At 41.0% G+C, this 17,319-nt stretch carries 9 protein-coding genes; 7 read left to right on the plus strand and 2 right to left on the minus strand.

Translation table 11 applies throughout. The features are described from left to right. Positions 1-80: 80 nt before the first annotated feature. From FHG85_RS09490 to uvrA, 5 genes are all read left to right on the plus strand, one after another. Positions 81-7,118 (plus strand): T9SS type A sorting domain-containing protein, encoded by a 7,038-nt coding sequence (locus FHG85_RS09490; RefSeq protein WP_173075248.1) that lies wholly within the window; start codon positions 81-83, stop codon positions 7,116-7,118. A gap of 161 nt (positions 7,119-7,279) precedes the next feature. Continuing rightward, the gene (locus FHG85_RS09495) at positions 7,280-7,705 is read left to right on the plus strand and encodes an OsmC family protein (RefSeq protein ID WP_173075250.1); all 426 of its coding nucleotides are present in this window, start codon (positions 7,280-7,282) and stop codon (positions 7,703-7,705) included. A gap of 1 nt (position 7,706) precedes the next feature. Then, positions 7,707-7,904, plus strand: coding sequence for a DUF1858 domain-containing protein (locus FHG85_RS09500; RefSeq protein WP_173075252.1), 198 nt, complete (start codon positions 7,707-7,709; stop codon positions 7,902-7,904). 402 nt (positions 7,905-8,306) lie between these two features. Further along, complete coding sequence (asnA, locus tag FHG85_RS09505; protein ID WP_173075254.1) at positions 8,307-9,314, plus strand: aspartate--ammonia ligase; 1,008 nt, start codon at positions 8,307-8,309, stop codon at positions 9,312-9,314. Positions 9,315-9,462: 148 nt separating this feature from the next. Continuing rightward, positions 9,463-12,258: an excinuclease ABC subunit UvrA gene (uvrA, locus tag FHG85_RS09510; RefSeq protein WP_173075256.1), complete on the plus strand. Its 2,796-nt coding sequence runs from the start codon at positions 9,463-9,465 to the stop codon at positions 12,256-12,258. A gap of 70 nt (positions 12,259-12,328) precedes the next feature. Here uvrA and FHG85_RS09515 read toward each other — a convergent pair whose 3' ends face one another. Next, the gene (locus FHG85_RS09515) at positions 12,329-12,772 is read right to left on the minus strand and encodes a hypothetical protein (RefSeq protein ID WP_173075258.1); all 444 of its coding nucleotides are present in this window, start codon (positions 12,770-12,772) and stop codon (positions 12,329-12,331) included. 10 nt (positions 12,773-12,782) lie between these two features. Further along, positions 12,783-13,697 carry a hypothetical protein gene (locus FHG85_RS09520; protein WP_173075260.1) on the minus strand — a complete coding sequence of 305 codons (915 nt, stop codon included), beginning with the start codon at positions 13,695-13,697 and terminating at the stop codon, positions 12,783-12,785. A gap of 309 nt (positions 13,698-14,006) precedes the next feature. Here FHG85_RS09520 and FHG85_RS09525 point away from each other — a divergent pair, with 309 nt between their 5' ends. After that, positions 14,007-15,215, plus strand: a complete 1,209-nt coding sequence (locus FHG85_RS09525; protein ID WP_173075262.1) for an aminotransferase-like domain-containing protein — start codon at positions 14,007-14,009, stop codon at positions 15,213-15,215. A gap of 151 nt (positions 15,216-15,366) precedes the next feature. Then, the gene (locus FHG85_RS09530) at positions 15,367-17,289 is read left to right on the plus strand and encodes a glycosyltransferase family 2 protein (RefSeq protein WP_173075264.1); all 1,923 of its coding nucleotides are present in this window, start codon (positions 15,367-15,369) and stop codon (positions 17,287-17,289) included. Positions 17,290-17,319 lie beyond the last annotated feature (30 nt).

Below are 17,319 nucleotides of genomic sequence, written 5' to 3' on the forward strand. Positions count from 1 at the left end.
TTATAAAGAATTCCCCGTAAAATGTTTGTAGAGAATCTATCATTTGCTTAACTTGTTGAAATTGCCCAAACTACCTATATATGAAAACAATAAAAACAGTTCTTTTTCTTGTGCTTAACTTTCTTTTTTACGTAAACACCAATGCACAAGTTTTTCTAAACGAGGGCTTTGAGAATGGAACAAAGCCTACAGGGTGGACAGAGGAATACGTATCGGGGACCGAACCCTGGCGATACCGAAACGGAGGTCATAGTCCAAACGATAACAACTGGACGGTTCCGGCCGATCAGGAAGACATTACACGCAACCCGCCAAGCGCACACTCAGGAACATATAATGCGATCTTCTTCAAGCAAAGTACCAACCAGGAGCGAAGTAAGCTAATAACCAAACCATTAAACATTGAGGGCACCATTCAACCCGAGCTAAGCTTTTGGCTTTGCCAGGTACCCTGGACATTTTCAGGTAACACCAACTGGGATTACCTTAGGGTATACTATAAAAGTAACCTTGCCGACGACTGGACCCTGCTTGCAGAATTTCTTGACCCCATTTCGGACTGGACTCAGTTTAAGATAAACCTACCCAATCCGAGCAGCACATACTACATAGCATTTGAGGGTCAAACCAATTGGGGATTCGGAACATGTATCGACGATGTGGTTGTTGAGGAGAAAGGCTTTCAGGAACGATATGTAAGCGAGCTAACGGTTACGCATCCCGATTTCACCTTCATTCCAAGCGGCTCAAAAAACGAGCCTATCCTAAGGTTGGGTTTTAAGGTTTTTGGCAATACGGGAAATGCCACGCTTAACACAATTGTGGTAAAATCAAAAAACACAAATGATAGCGACATAAAAAGCAATGGTATAAAGTTGTATTATACACCTACCACATTGCTCGACACGCTTACCCCATTATCAACACCTCAGAGTTTTGTTAACGGAACTGCAACTTTCAACAATATCAACTTCAATCTGCCAAACGGGCAATCGTATGTATGGGTAACCTACGACATCAACTCCGATGCAGTGCATGGGAATAAAGCCGATGCCATGCTCGATGCATATAGCATACAGGTTTCCGATTCGCTCTACCCCAAACAAAACGAGGACCCATTAGGCAGCCGGACCATCTACGAAACAATTTACCGCAACGACTTTGATGGGGCTAACACCTGGGGGCTGTCCGGGGAATTTGAGGTTGGTCAACCTCAGGGTCTAGGAGGAGCATTAGGATACCCCGACCCCACTGCAGCCTTCAGCGGAACAAACGTGCTTGGAACCGACCTGTCAGGCTTAGGAACAGCGTTGGGTGACTATGAAAATAGCATTTCGGAATCAGCTTCCTATAATGCAGTCTCACCTGCAATTGACGCTCTATTCTACAAAGACCTTCAGGTCACCTACCGACGTTACCTGAACGTAGAGGTGTGGGATAAAGTTAAACTTGATGCTAGCAAAGACAACGGCTCGACATGGAACAATATATGGTACAACAACAACTACTTTACCGATAACACATGGCAAAGAACTTCGCATTCGGTATCCTCGGGTATCGCCCGATCAAACCAGCTTAAATTCAAATTTTCCCTTGGCCCTACCGATAATTTTGGAACATACTCGGGCTGGAATATCGACGATTTTGTTGTCACAGGCGACTATATTACAAAAGATGTGGGTGTAGTTGAATGGGTTTACCCCTTATCGGGTTGCGGCCATTCCGGAGCAGACAGTGTAATTGTCAGAGTTGCCAACCTGGGCGCGGAACCGTCACCTGCATCTATTCCCGTTCAATACTCATTTAACAATGGCTCCACCTGGACAACCAACTACCTAAACCAATCCATAGCGCCCGGCGATACCGTGGAATTCACTTTCAGCACAAAAGTAGACCTGACAGCACCGGGTATAAAACAGGTTAAGGCTCGTACCCGTTTGAATGGCGATGAAGACGCATCGAACGACGGAATATCGGCCCAAATCTATATTGTTCCAACATACACCCTGCCCTACTCTCAAGACTTTGAAACCAACGATGGGTATTGGCGCAGCTACGGAAACCCTATTTGGAAGTGGGGAACTCCGGCAAAAACCGACTTAAGCGGTGGTTCAAAAGCATGGGTAACCGGTTTAACAGACAGCTACGGCAACCTGCTAACCGGGGAATCGGATACCATTTTTTATGAGGATTTTGAAACTGATAACGGCTGGACTTTTACAGGTGAATTTGAACGAAACCAAATCGTTATGCAATGGGATACTCTTCCCACATACACCTATAGTGGACTATATTGCATTGGAACCGACCTGAGCAGACAGGGAGTCAACCCAGGTATGTATGAGCCCAACTCCACCTGGTATGCCCAATCACCGGCCATTAATGTTTCAGGCTACTCCAATCTAACCCTTTACTTCTGGCGCTGGCACAACGTTGCCAAGGGCGACACCGCTCTTGTTCAGGCTAGTAGCAATGGAACATCCTGGGAAACCCTCTTCACTTCAAAAGGCGACAGCATATTTCATGAATATTGGGATGTTGACACCGTGCCCATTCCCGACAGCTTGGCTAACTTTGGAACAATCCATATTCGTTTCGTCTTAAAGTCGAATGGTGATGCTACCGTGAAGGAAGGAATTAATTTTGATGATGTTTGGATTGAAGGCAAACAATTTAATAGCGATGCAGCATGGCTAGCAAGCCCCTGTTTTGATTTTTCCGGGGTAACCAATCCGATTATAGATCTTAGCATTTTCAACCGTACAGAACCCGAAGTTGATGGCTCAACCCTCTACTATTCAACCGACAATGGGCAGAGCTGGCAACATGTTGAAAACATCACCCCACGCGATGAGTATTTCAACTGGTACAGCGACAGCCTTGTAAGTGCCCTAGGAGTTGATGGCTGGAATGGGTTAGGTTCAAGTTGGGAACGCTCCCGACATGAACTGCCTGCAGCTATTGCCGGCCAAAGCAATGTAATTTTCGCCATTGGCTTTAAGGCCGACAAAGCCAATAACAACTATGGGGGAACCGCTATTGACAACTTCAAGCTTTATGAGGCACCATTTGATGTTGGGGTTGAAAGCATTCTTAACCCGGCTACCGCTTGCGACCTTAGCGCGGCTCAACCAATCGATATTAGAATTCGCAACTATGGTATTCGCGATATGCAACCCAACGATACGATTATCGTGAGGGTAGAGGTTGCTCATAGCATGGTACCGGATTCTCACACCGACACCATTGTTCTCAGCAGCACACTTGCAGCTGGCAGCTATTTGGACCACACCTTTACCAAAACCTTCAATATGAGCGTTAGCGGGGATTACACCATTACTGCATTTACGAATATTGAGAGCGAACCCACCTTCTACTCCTCTCCAGCCAACGATACTGCTACGGCAATTGTAACCGTTCAAAAACCATTTATCGAGCTAGGTGCCGATATCTGGACGCTTCAGCCCAACACAGTGGTTCTTGATGCCACCAGCTCCGATCCGCTTGTAACCTACAAATGGTTTAAAGACCCAGATTACACAACTCCAGTCGGCACAAACCCGACCTATTCGGTAACCGATGCCAATGGAGGCAAATACGTTGTTGAGCTTACCAATACAATCCCCTGCTCTACAACCGACACCATAACCGTGCACCGACTTATAAGAGATGTTGGTATAACCGCCTTTGAAAGTCCTGTAAGTTCCTGTGAACTTTCCAATAAAACACCATTTAAGGTGTATGTTAAAAACTTTGGAACCGACACCCTATCTGCAGGCGACAACATTGACCTTCATTACATTTTCAACGGCAACCCACAGGTTGACACGATTTGGGCAGTTGACACAACCATTCTACCCGGCGACTCGGTTATCTTTGCCTTTAACGACAGCCTAGATATGCAGGCACTCGGCTCATATCCTCTTAGAGCGTGGGCTACAATCAATCTCGACGAAGATGCCGGGAACGACGAGCTAAACACTACTATTAACGTTTGGGGTTACCCTACTTTTAGTTTAAAAGGCGAAATGGGATTACCCAAAGATACCGTAAAGGTAACCAACACATTTTACACCCTTGACGCTGGAGCATCGTGGAGCGCATACTACTGGCATAATGATGGTTCAACAAACCAAACCTATGACCAAACGGAAACTGGCTGGGGAATTGTTACAGTTTACGACGCCAACAGCTGTCCTGCAACAGACTCCCTCTTTGTTGACCTACGCTTTTCGGATGTAAGCGTTGATTCGGTTATTTCTCCTCAAACATCGTGTGAAATTCCTGGAATGGTATACCCAAAAATCATAATACGAAACGCTGGTACCGATACCATAACTACTGGAACCATCATCAATTTAAGCTATAAGCTAAATAGCACAACCATTGAAACCACTACGCTCACAACAACTTCCAATTGGTATCCCGATTCCACCCTGGTAATTATCTTTAGCAATGGCGTTGATATCTCTGCAGCTAACACATACAACTTTGAGTTCGAAGCCACAACGGCATCCGACAACAAACCCGAGAACAACATTCTCCCGCACACTGTTATAGTGTATGGTTTTCCAAGCCTTGAACTCGGCGATTCCGTTTTCACCAGAAACACGAGCTACCAGCTTGATGCTGGACCGGGAAGAGACTCATACCTGTGGAGCACAACCGAAACAACCCAGCAAATTACGGTAAATCAAAGCAACTGGTATAAAGTTACTGTAACCGAGAATGGTAGTTGCTCTTCGAATGATTCCGTATTTGTAACCTTCCTAAAGCATGACTATTCAATCTCGGAGATAGTAAACCCTGTAACCTCATGTGCTGTTCAAGCGCCTCAAAAGGTATCTGTTAAATTCAAAAATGTAAGTAACGACACCCTTAAAAGCGGCCAAACTATCACAATAGGCTACCAGATTGACACGCTATTCTTTGAAGAAAAGCAATACACCCTCATAGCCGATCTTAAGCCAAATCAGTTTGAAACATTCACATTTAGCGAGGCATTAGATCTTTCGAAACCAGACACACTTGATATATTGGCATACATTATTTACCCAGCCGACATTAATTCCAGCAACGACACAATTTATTCATCCTTCATTATTAAAGAGTCGCCTGTTGTTGACCTTGGTCCCGACAGAACAGACCGAACAGGTAGTGTAACGCTGGATGGTGGTGAGGGAATAGGATACACCTACTTATGGAACGATTCATCAACTGGCAGAACTTTAGAAGTAAATACTACGGGCACGTATTATGTAACCACAACTGCCCCAAATGGTTGTCAGGATCAGGATACCGTTAACCTAACCATCCTCAAACCTGACTACAGGGTATCAGCAATAATTTCGCCAAACGATGCATGTATGTTGAGTCCCAACGAAACCATTCAGGTTGAAATTGAGAATGTTGGGACAGACACACTGCTAACCGGACAAAGCCTATTTGTATCTTATGAGGTAGATGGTCAACTAGAACAAACTGAGACAGTTACCATGACATCTAATTTCACACCAGGTAGTAAAATAATCCACAACTTTACAAAAACCTTCGATTTTACTTCACCTGCAGCCTACACCTTAAAGGCTTATACCACTTATAATGATGATACAGATCCATTCAACAACTCTATAACCAAAACCCTAACGGTATGGGGTTTACCATCTATAGACCTTGGTAAAGACACAGCAATTTGCGAAGGAAGCAGCATTACCCTTGATGCTGGCTCAGGTTATAGTTCCTATCTATGGAACACCAGTGCCACATCACAAACCATTGATGTTTCAACAGCTGGTTTATACTGGGCCGAAGTTTCCGACACGCATGGTTGTATCAACAGAGACACTATTAACATCAGCATTAACAACTTACCAAGTGTAACACATCAACCTTTGGATGCTGTCTGCCAAAACGAGCCCGAATTCACGCTCACAGGTGGTAATCCTAGCGGTGGTGTTTACAGCGGACCTGGAACAAATGTAACTACATTTATTGCATCCAATGCAGGTGAAGGAACACATACACTCACCTACACCTACACCGATGCAAATGGATGCAGCAATAGTACAAATGTTGATATTACAGTAAACCCAACCCCAGTAGTTGATTTGGGCGAAAATCGTGCTACAACTGAGCCTATAACTCTAGATGCTGGTTCGGGATTTGTATCCTACTTGTGGCAAGACAACTCCACAAACCAAACCTTTACAGTTACTGAGACCGGATTGTATTCTGTTACTGTTACCGATAATAACGGATGCCAAGGTTACGACGAGGTGTATATCACTTACAACGAAAGTGTAGATATCGTAATATCAAGCCTTGTTTCACCAACCGACAAGTGCTACGACACTCAAACCGAGCAGGTAACTGTAGAACTTGAAAACCGAGGTACAAAAACATTTACTTCGGGCGAAAAGATTGGAGTTAACTATTTTATCGGTGCTGCTAGCCCTGTTTCGGAAGAACTTACACTAAGCAGTAATTTTGCCCAAAACGACAAAATACAGTACACATTTAGCAATCCAATTACCTTAAGTACAGGCCAGTTTAGTTTCACATGCTTTACTACTTTTGCCAGTGAAAATGGTGATTCAACAGTTTTCACCATTAATGTTTGGGATCTTCCTGACGTAGAGCTAGGAGCCGACACAATCAGAACCTCATTACCTTACGAACTTTCATCTAATGTTAGTGGAGTAAGCTACCTTTGGAGTACTGGAGCTACCAGTCCAACCATAACAATTCCTTCTGGAGGTTGGGGCGAGTACTGGATAACAATAACCGATTCCCATGGTTGTACCGATTCCGATACCGTTACTATATGGTGGCCAGTTAGCGTAGGCACAATTTCCGATCTACCTTTTAACATATCCATCTACCCTAACCCTGTTAAAGATCAGCTCAACATTGCCGTTGACGGTGAAAAAATAAGTAGCTACACTGTTGAACTTATTTCACCCGCTGGTATGACAATTGAAAAATCGAATATAAACCAAACAAATCGATTTGCACTTAAGTATGATGTGGCTAAACTCCAACCAGGATTATACTTTATTAGGATCTCAAATAGCACAGGGGAAAGCGCTATCTACAAAATAATTGTTGGAAATAAGTAAAATCACCTAAATCAATTACCCAAAGAGCCAGAAGTCAAATCTGGCTCTTTTCTTTTATCAAGCATTAAAACATCTTTTAAAATTTCGCTTTAATCTATTAACTTGCAGAGTTGATTTTGAACAATGCCAAAAAATGGATGTTAACTAAAAAACATATAGCTATGGATAAAATAAGCATACAAACCGATTGGTTAGAGGGAATGGCATTTGAAACCGAGGTAAATGGCCATAAAATAATAATTGATGCCGACGAGAAAGTTGGTGGTACCAATCGTGGTCCACGCCCCAAACCTTTAATGCTTGTTGCACTTGCTGGTTGTACCGGGATGGATGTAATATCTATTCTCAAAAAAATGCGCGAAGATGTTAAGAACTTTAGAGTTACCGTTGAAGCCCTTCAAACCGATGAGCATCCAAAGCATTATGTTGAGATGAAAGTGATATACGAATTCTGGGGAAAAAACCTAGACCCAGAAAAAGTAAACAAAGCCGTTAAGCTTAGCGATGAAAGGTATTGTGGTGTTAGTGCCGCATATAAGAAAGGGATGAAGCTGACTCACGAAGTGGTTATTCACAACGAAGAATAAAATGAAAATAACACCTGAAATCAGCATTGAAGAGCTAATTGAGGAAATGCCCGAATCGGTTAAGTTCTTGCGCGACAAAGGGATTATTTGTGTGATTTGCGGGGAACCCGTGTGGGGCACTCTTTATGACCTGGCATCGGAAAAGGGATTCACCGATGCAGAAATTGATGAAATTGTAAACGAGCTTAACTCACTTTAAGACAAATGAACTAACTCTAAATTTTAACTACAAAAGCAGTTAGTGCATTAATCTTAGCAATTTCGTTTGATTTTTAAAAAATATTTCAGATATTGCAAAAGGAATTGACAGAACAACGATGACACAACTTTTAAACACCAATCCTAACAATAATTTCAACAATAACTTGTTGAAATGGGAAGGTTTTGGTGTTTAGTCAAAGAAACTATTAAAAATAAATCAAAGCCTTCCTCAACACAGGAAGGCTTTTTTTATTGATACAATTATGAAAAGGCACTTGAACAATAATAACAATAATCGTCCTCCACCCGTCGGGAATGGAATGTGTGCATATTGTTCAAAACCCTTCCCGACAAACGGCGAAGGGATTTTTTTTTACTAATAACCCAAAACTTAGATAAGATGAAACTACAAAACTTTGAAACAATTACAGGAAGCATAAACAGAACGATTGAAACGGAAAAGGCAATAACATTAATTAAGGATACTTTTCCAAAACTACTGGCAGAAAAGCTAAACCTTCTTAGGGTAACAGCACCGCTAATAGTTGAATCGCAAACAGGAATTAACGACGATTTAAATGGAGTAGAAAAACCTGTAACCTTCACCTCCCAAGCCATTGGTAAACATATAGAAATTGTTCAATCGTTAGCCAAATGGAAACGTTTGGCCCTACATAAATTAAAAATGCAACCAGGCCAGGGCATTTATACTGATATGAACGCCCTTAGACCCGATGAAATTCCAGATGCTACACACTCTATATATGTTGACCAATGGGACTGGGAAAAATTTATAGATAGTTCGGATAGAACTGTCGAGTATTTTCGTAAAACAGTTAATTTAATTTACGCTGCCATTAAAGAAATGGAAATGATAGTTGCAACACAAACCAGAGCAATTACACCAGAGCTGCCACAAACCATTCATTTCATTCATACGGCAGAACTAGAAGAGATGTACCCTAGCCTCACGGCAAAAGAACGGGAGCAAAGAATCTGCCAACAATATGGTGCTGTATGCATTGAGGGAATAGGCTATCCCCTTTCAGACGGTAAGCCAACAGATGGAAGAGCACCCGACTATGATGATTGGTCTACCCTACGACCCGATGGTTACAGGGGCTTAAATGGCGACATAATAGTTTGGCACAAACCTTTAGGCATTGCTCTGGAACTCTCATCGATGGGGATTAGAGTGAGCAGAGAGTCATTAATGACCCAGCTAAAATTGCAGAATCTTGAAAGCAGAATCAAATACCCATACCATAGCATGCTTATTAACAACATTCTTCCTCAAACAATTGGAGGTGGTATTGGACAATCGCGACTCTGCATGTACCTGCTGCGAAAGGTGCACATTGCTCAGGTACAAGAATCGGTATGGCCCGATGAAATAGAAACCAATTAGCACATAATAAATCGACTCAGCCCCGATAATATTCGGGGCTAACTTTTTTTATCAGCTAACAAAATTTGAAATTAATTAGATAAGATTTTCAAAAAAATAGTTTCATAGTAATACCTTTGTAGGTTCATATTTAAGAGAAAAGAGATTCATGCAAAGGAACGAAAAGGTAATATCGGTAAAAGGGGCAAGGGTTCATAACCTAAAAAACATCAATGTTAACATACCTCGCAATAAGCTTGTTGTCATAACAGGCGTTTCGGGTTCTGGAAAATCTTCGTTAGCTTTTGATACCATATATGCAGAAGGGCAAAGGCGATATGTTGAGAGCCTATCATCGTATGCTCGTCAGTTTTTAGGCCGAATGAGCAAACCAGAGGTAGACCTAATAAGTGGCATTCCACCTGCCATTGCCATTGAACAAAAAGTGAATACTCGCAACCCACGGTCTACGGTTGGAACCTCAACTGAAATTTACGACTACCTAAAACTACTATTTGCACGAATCGGGAAAACATACTCCCCTATCTCTGGCAGAGAAGTTAAGCGGCATTCCGTAACCGATGTGGTTAACTTCATTAGCTCACACCCCGAAGGAACTCGGATGATGCTTCTTGCCCCCATCAAAAACAGTGAAAACATCACACAAAAACTAGAAGAGCTCAATAGGGAAGGTTTTACGCGAATTGAAATAGATGGACAGGTGGTTCGAATTGATGACCCTAAAACTCGCGACCTTATTGGTATGGCAAACAAGTCGATTCGGCTTATTATAGACCGTTTTGCCGTATTAAACGACGAGGATTTCCTAAGCAGAGTTGCCGATTCCATTCAAACAGCCTTTTCCGAAGGAAATGGATTCCTAAATCTCATAATTGAAACCAACGGCCAAAGGGTTGAGGAGCATTTCTCCAACCTTTTCGAACTCGATGGAATAAAATTCGAACAACCTAGCGAGCATCTCTTTAATTTCAACAGCCCACTAGGTGCTTGTCCAAAATGCGAAGGATACGGCAAAGTAATTGGGGTTGATGAGGACCTTGTTGTACCCAACAAAGCATTATCAATATACGAAGACGCGATTGCCTGCTGGCGTGGAGAATCGATGAGCTGGTATAAGGATTGGCTTATTGAACACGCATCAAAATATAACATTCCAATACACACCCCCTACTACAAGTTAACCGAAGAGCAAAAGCAAGCACTCTGGAATGGTACTAGGCATTTTACGGGTATTAACGACTTCTTCAAGGAACTCGAGGAAAAACGGTATAAGATTCAGTATCGGGTTATGCTCTCTCGCTACATGGGGAAAACGACCTGCCCTGTTTGTAAAGGAGGCCGCTTAAGACCTGAGGCATCTTACGTAAAAGTTACTGGCTACACAATCCACGACATGGTTAATATGCAAGTGGAAGACTTACACCGTTTTTTCCAAAACATTGAACTTGACGAACACGACAGCCAGGTTGCGAAACGCCTGCTGACAGAAATTAGGAATCGACTAAGTTTTTTGGTAAATGTTGGATTAGGCTATCTCACCTTAAACAGGCTATCATCAACACTTTCCGGAGGAGAATCACAGCGAATAAACCTGGCCACCTCTCTTGGTAGCAGCCTTGTTGGTTCCCTTTACATCCTCGATGAACCAAGCATTGGCCTTCATCCTCGAGACACGCATCTACTCATAAATGTTCTAAAAAATCTAAGAGATTTAGGTAACACTGTAATTGTTGTTGAGCACGATGAGGAGATAATGCGCAGTGCCGACTACATCATTGATATAGGGCCTTTAGCTGGTCAGCATGGAGGAAAAGTAATTTTTGCCGACCAACCAAGTAAAATAGATAAAGTAAAAGATAGCCTAACCGCAGAATATCTGACAGGAAAAAAATCAATAGCACTGCCAGTTAGAAGAAGAAAATGGAATAGCTACATCGAAATAAAGGGCGCTAGGGAAAACAACCTGAAAAACATCGATGTTAAATTTCCGCTAAACACATTAACAGTTGTTACAGGTGTAAGCGGCTCAGGAAAGTCAAGTTTGGTAAAAGGCATTTTATACCCAGCTCTTCAAAAAAGATTAACTGGTTCTGGCGAACGTGCTGGACAACACGACGAACTTACAGGCGACCTCAGAATGATTGGTGGAGTGGAAATGGTTGATCAGAATCCCATAGGAAAATCGTCGAGAAGTAATCCGGTTACCTACCTAAAAGCGTGGGACGAAATTCGAAAGCTCCTATCGGAACAACCCTACGCCAAAAGCAATGGTTATACCCCTTCGTACTTTTCGTTCAACATCGATGGAGGCCGTTGCGAAGAGTGCCAGGGCGAAGGGGTAATTCACGTGGAGATGCAATTTATGGCCGACCTCACCCTTACCTGTGAGAGTTGCCATGGGAAACGCTTTAAGGATGATATTCTAGAGGTTCGTTATCAAGGTGCAAATGTTTACGATATTCTTGAAATGACTGTTGATGAAGCCATTGAATTCTTCAGCAAGGGGAAAGGCGCTACTTCTAAGAAAGTGGTTGAGAAACTTCAACCACTCCAGGATGTGGGATTGGGCTATATTAAACTTGGACAATCATCTAGTACGTTAAGCGGTGGTGAGAGTCAACGTGTCAAGCTTGCATCATTCCTCCAAAAAGACAAATCGGACCGCCCAATTCTATTCATTTTTGACGAGCCAACAACTGGATTGCACTTTCACGACATAAAAAAGCTTCTTGAAGCCTTTGAGGCTTTAATTGCCAAAGGCCATAGCATTGTATTGGTAGAGCACAACCTAGATGTTATAAAGTATGCCGATTGGATAATTGACTTGGGACCCGATGGAGGAGAAAATGGCGGCCATGTTATATTCGAGGGGACACCTGAAAACATTATCGAATGCAACAACTCCCATACTGGGAAATTCCTTAAGGAAAAACTTTCGCTTTAAGCCCTAAATATATGCTAACAGATATAAAAAAAGCCGCTCAATTGCGGCTTTGCATTTATATATAGAATGGTTAGTCTGTTTTCAAGCCAAACATTATAGCTACGCAACCACTTTTTAGCTCCTCATTACTATCGGAAGCGACGGGGACCTTAACCATAATAATTAGCTGCTGAGTATTTTCCACTTTAAAATCCCACGAAGTTGCAAAATCGTCTTTTGCATTAGTGTATAATACATTTCTATCTACATCCATAACAATGAACTCAATCTTAGAGAGAGCATCGGAGCCACAAACAGAAATTCTATACTCTTGACCTGCATAGAATGTTTTAAACAGTTCCGCCTCCTCCCCTTCTGTCAATATTGCTGCATTATAGTTACCATCGTGAACATATGGTGCAAGTTCTAATTTGCAAATCTTTTTGGCAAAATTCTTACACTGAGCATTGGCTGAAAAAGGGTGTGCAAGAAATGTTGATATAGCCAAAATAAGTATATAAACTGATGATCTCATACCAACCATTTTATGCTGTGTATTTATTACGCAATTCTTTAACTTTTGTTTTAAGATTCTCGAACGATTTCGGGCTAATTGAGGTTACGTTATTCGACTTAATGGTAGAAACGTTTGATTCTCCACTGTTAACCACCTTTACATCCTTCACCTCAATCTTAATATCATTATAAACCTTCTGGAGTTCCAACATGTCATCGTACAACTCTTTGACATCGGCATTACTAATACTCTGTTCAAGCAATTTCAAAACAGTGCCCAGCGACAACTTTTGGTCTATAATCCTATCAACCATTTCATTATCAACCTTGTTAACATCATCAACTAAAGAGGTAGCTATGTATAATCCTTCAACCCACCCCCCAACAAGTATCATAGAGCCAACAGCAACCCTGTCGTCCTCTTGTAATATTGAATTGGTATTTAGAAAAGTTTCTGAAATTGTTTCAAGAATAACATCCCTATTATTAATATTTTCCTCAAGCTTTTCAATGACAGAATTATCAATGGCATTAAGAATTCCTAGTCCCTCAGCCATCTTTTTAGATGCTGTCATGTACTTAATGGTTGCTTGGGTTTGATCGAAAAGGCTTGCATAGCTTAGGTCGGTGCTGTAGATACCAAGGTTTAAAGCCATACTCTTGGTCGTATTATACTTTGATACGCTCTCAATAGAGTTTAAAAGCTCTTCGTTATAAGAAGCCCCTGAACGTTTAAGTATCATTGCAGTTTCAAGAGGCGAAGGCAACGAGTAGAAAATCTGCTTAACAGATTCTATGCTGCTAATAAGTTCTTCGTCTGATTTAACATCTTCAGGATTTACGTTTAACATATCATCGGGTTCCCGGTTGCATTTGCAGGAAACTGTTACGACTGCCAACGCAAAAACTGATACTAGAATTATAAACCTCGATCCTTTATTCATAACGGAACGTTTAACTTAGTAAAATAATATCAACAAGTAAATATACTATAATTTTGTCAAAGTCAATATAAGTTTATCGATTTTTACCGTATTTAGAAATTCATCTTTGCAACCCTTGTCCTTAAAATTTGCACATCAATTCACAAAACAACTACTCAAACACCATGCTAAAACAAAAATCGCTTTAATAGGATTTTAATTTTATTCATATTTGAATTTCTTTTTTACATTTTGTAACTTAGCAAGGTGAAATAGTTTCATTTATTCCATTTCTACATCAAACAGATAACACATTATAACTTTCATAAGATGATAACAGATTTAGATCAGATTCTATCGGCAAGCGCTAAAAGAATGAAGCGCTCAGTTATAAGGGAATTGCTAAAGATGACTCAACGCCCAGAGCTTATTTCTTTTGCAGGAGGCCTTCCCTCCCCTGAGAGTTTCCCAGTAGAGCAATTAAAGCAAGTTGTTGCCGAGGTGCTTGATACAGATAGTGCCCGCGCTTTACAGTATAGCGAAACTGAAGGAGATAAAAGACTTAGAGAAATTCTGGTTGAGAGGTACAAAAGCAATGGAGTTAAGAACATTTCGCTCAACAACCTAATGATTTCAACTGCATCGCAACAAGCTCTCGACCTTATTCCCAAAATCCTTGTCAATCCCGGCGATAAAGTTATATGTGGCTTACCAAGTTACTTGGGGGGTATATCGGCCTTCTCCATTTATGGGGCTGAACTCATTGGTATTGAACTCGATGAGCAAGGCATGCGATCCGACCTACTTGAGAAAAAACTAGAGGAGCTAAAATCAAAAGGCGAAAAGCCTAAGTTTATATACGTTATTCCTGACTTCCAAAATCCTACTGGAATATGCATGCCCGAGAAACGCCGACTAGAAATCATTGAACTTGCCAGAAAATACGATGTGCTAATTGTTGAGGACAGCCCATACCGCGAAGTTCGTTTCAGTGGGACACCCCAAAGAACCATGTATGAGCTAGATGGCAATGGCCAAGTAATTCTCCTTGGTACAATGTCAAAGATTTTTGCACCAGGATTCCGCATAGGATGGATTGTTGCCCATGAAGATGTTATTGACAAGTTGATTGCCGCAAAACAAAACACAGACCTTTGTACATCATCGTTTGTTCAAAAAATTGCAGCCCGGTATTTCGATAATGGGTATTTTGAGGAGAACTTGGCAAAGACCAACGCCATGTATAAATCAAAAAGGGATGCAATGGTTAAAGCATTTCACAAGTACATGCCCGAAGGGGTAAAATGGACCGAACCCGAGGGCGGCTTGTTCCTTTTTGTTACTTTACCTGAACATATCAACGCCGAGGAACTCTTCAAGATTGCGATAAATGAAAATGTGGCATTTGTTCCTGGCACTGTTTTCTACTGTAATGGCGAAGGGAAAAACACTCTACGAATCAACTTCTCATTCATGTCAGAAGAGATGAATATAGAGGGTAGCCGCCGATTGGCTAACGCCATAAAACAAATGATTTAGAACAGCTAATGTTTTCTATTTTTAATATTTCATTGAGGGATGATTAACAGCAGCATCCCTCTTTTTTATTTTATCAAACGGTTTTGTTGTTAAAGAGCCAACAGCCAAACTCAATATTTAGTATCTTTCGCACTGTTATAACACTTGCTTCATGAAACTATCAGTCATAGTTGTCAATTACAACGTAAGGCATTTCTTAGAACAATGCTTAGCCAGCGTATACCAAGCACTTGAAGGAATAGATGGCGAAATAATAGTAGTTGACAATGCATCTATAGATGGCTCGGTAGAAATGCTAAAAAACAAGTTTCCTAGCATAAAAGTTATTGCCAACAAAAAAAACATTGGCTTTTCAAAGGCAAACAACCAAGCAATCAAAGAAGCAAAAGGTGAATATATTCTTTTGCTCAACCCCGATACGCTTGTTCAAGAAAACACCTTTAGAGAGTGCATCGCATTCATGGATCAGCATCCCGATGCAGGAGGGTTAACAGTTAAAATGATTGACGGAAAAGGGAAATATCTTCCTGAATCAAAACGAGGATTTCCATCGCCCTGGACTGCATTTTGCAAAATATTTGGGTTAACAAGTTTGTTCCCAAAATCTAAAACGTTTGCATCATACTACCTTGGTCATTTAGACAAAAACTCCACGCATGAGATTGAAATACTTCCTGGGGCTTTTATGTTTCTAAGGAAAACCGCACTTGATAAAGTAGGGCTACTGGACGAGGATTTTTTTATGTATGGCGAGGATATAGACTTATCGTACCGTATCATTCAGGCTGGTTTTAAAAACTACTACTACCCTGCATGCCAGATTATTCACTACAAGGGGGAAAGCACCAAAAAGGGAAGCCTCAACTACGTTTTAGTTTTTTACAAAGCAATGATAATTTTTGCCCAAAAGCACATTGGGAAAAAAAGTCGCAAATATTTTACCTCCATAATAAAGTTTGCAGTAATAGTTAGAGCTACAGTTTCGGCCCTAAAAAGGCTTTTGGTAAAAATATGGCTTCCTTTAGTTGATTTGCTAATTTTAATCCTTGGAGCAATCACAATAATTCCTGCGTGGGAACAATATCGACATGGAAATGTTAATGTTTACCCCCAAGATATATTACATTGGCTGATTGGGCTTTACTTTACAATTTGGATTTTCTCACTGTGGCTTTATGGTGCTTACGATAAGCCGCAAGCAAGAAAATCGGCAGGTAAGGGCATTTTGGTTGGCTCATTGGTTATTCTTTTAATTTATTCGATTTTACCCGGACATTATAGATTTTCAAGAGCCATTATCATTTTACTTACCCTATGGACAATTGCTGGTGCTTATCTATCTAGATATCTTTTAAGCCTTTTACAGGAAGGCATTTTCAAACCAAACAAGAAGAATAAAAACATAGCGTTTGTTGGCACGGATAAAGAACTGGAGAAATCAGCAGCAATACTTCGAAATGTCGGAATATCTGAAAACAAAGTAATTCGATTTTACCCCAATGAAATATTTGATCAAAACAAACAAATTAGCACTTCGATACTTGAAGATAGCATATTATATAACAATGTAACTGAGATAATCTTTGGGACACAGCAAATTCCAATGGCAAGTATTATTCTTTTAATGATTAGCCTTTCTAAGCATGATGTAGAATTCAAAATTGCCCTTCACAGTGGCGATTCCATTGTAGGGAGCAACTCAATCCAAACCACAGGCGAGCTCTACACCCTTGATTACATGACACTAAGCAGCCCTATGGCCCGAAGGCTTAAAAGGCTATTCGACATCATCGCCTCATTATTCTTAATACTCTTTTGGATTATCATTGCTCCTTTCTTAAAAAAACCTTTTCACGTATTATCTAGCGCTATAAAAGTTTTGTTTTATAGGAAAACATGGATAGGATACAACAACTCCCAAAGCAAGTTACTTCCAAATATCAAACCCGCTGTTTATAGCTATGGGAAACATTCTAGCAGCAGTAGTGAAAATTGCAATTTGCTTGACTCTCAGTATGCCAAAAACTATAGCATCAAGATTGACTTAAAAGAGCTTATTAAGAATTTGTTTTAGCTAAAGCCGTCAGAGTTTGCAGTCTGTTTT

Origin of the sequence: Tenuifilum thalassicum (assembly GCF_013265555.1) — a bacterium.
Taxonomy (GTDB): domain Bacteria; phylum Bacteroidota; class Bacteroidia; order Bacteroidales; family Tenuifilaceae; genus Tenuifilum; species Tenuifilum thalassicum.

What these genes read in the sequence shown, in the direction of transcription:
- FHG85_RS09500 (WP_173075252.1), top strand. Translation starts at nt 7,707, where the DNA reads ATGAAAATAACACCTGAAATCAGCATTGAAGAGCTAATTGAGGAAATG.
- FHG85_RS09495 (WP_173075250.1), top strand. Translation starts at nt 7,280, where the DNA reads ATGGATAAAATAAGCATACAAACCGATTGGTTAGAGGGAATGGCATTT.
- FHG85_RS09530 (WP_173075264.1), top strand. Translation starts at nt 15,367, where the DNA reads ATGAAACTATCAGTCATAGTTGTCAATTACAACGTAAGGCATTTCTTA.
- FHG85_RS09520 (WP_173075260.1), bottom strand. Translation starts at nt 13,697, where the DNA reads ATGAATAAAGGATCGAGGTTTATAATTCTAGTATCAGTTTTTGCGTTG.
- FHG85_RS09490 (WP_173075248.1), top strand. Translation starts at nt 81, where the DNA reads ATGAAAACAATAAAAACAGTTCTTTTTCTTGTGCTTAACTTTCTTTTT.
- FHG85_RS09515 (WP_173075258.1), bottom strand. Translation starts at nt 12,772, where the DNA reads ATGAGATCATCAGTTTATATACTTATTTTGGCTATATCAACATTTCTT.
- asnA (WP_173075254.1), top strand. Translation starts at nt 8,307, where the DNA reads ATGAAACTACAAAACTTTGAAACAATTACAGGAAGCATAAACAGAACG.
- uvrA (WP_173075256.1), top strand. Translation starts at nt 9,463, where the DNA reads ATGCAAAGGAACGAAAAGGTAATATCGGTAAAAGGGGCAAGGGTTCAT.
- FHG85_RS09525 (WP_173075262.1), top strand. Translation starts at nt 14,007, where the DNA reads ATGATAACAGATTTAGATCAGATTCTATCGGCAAGCGCTAAAAGAATG.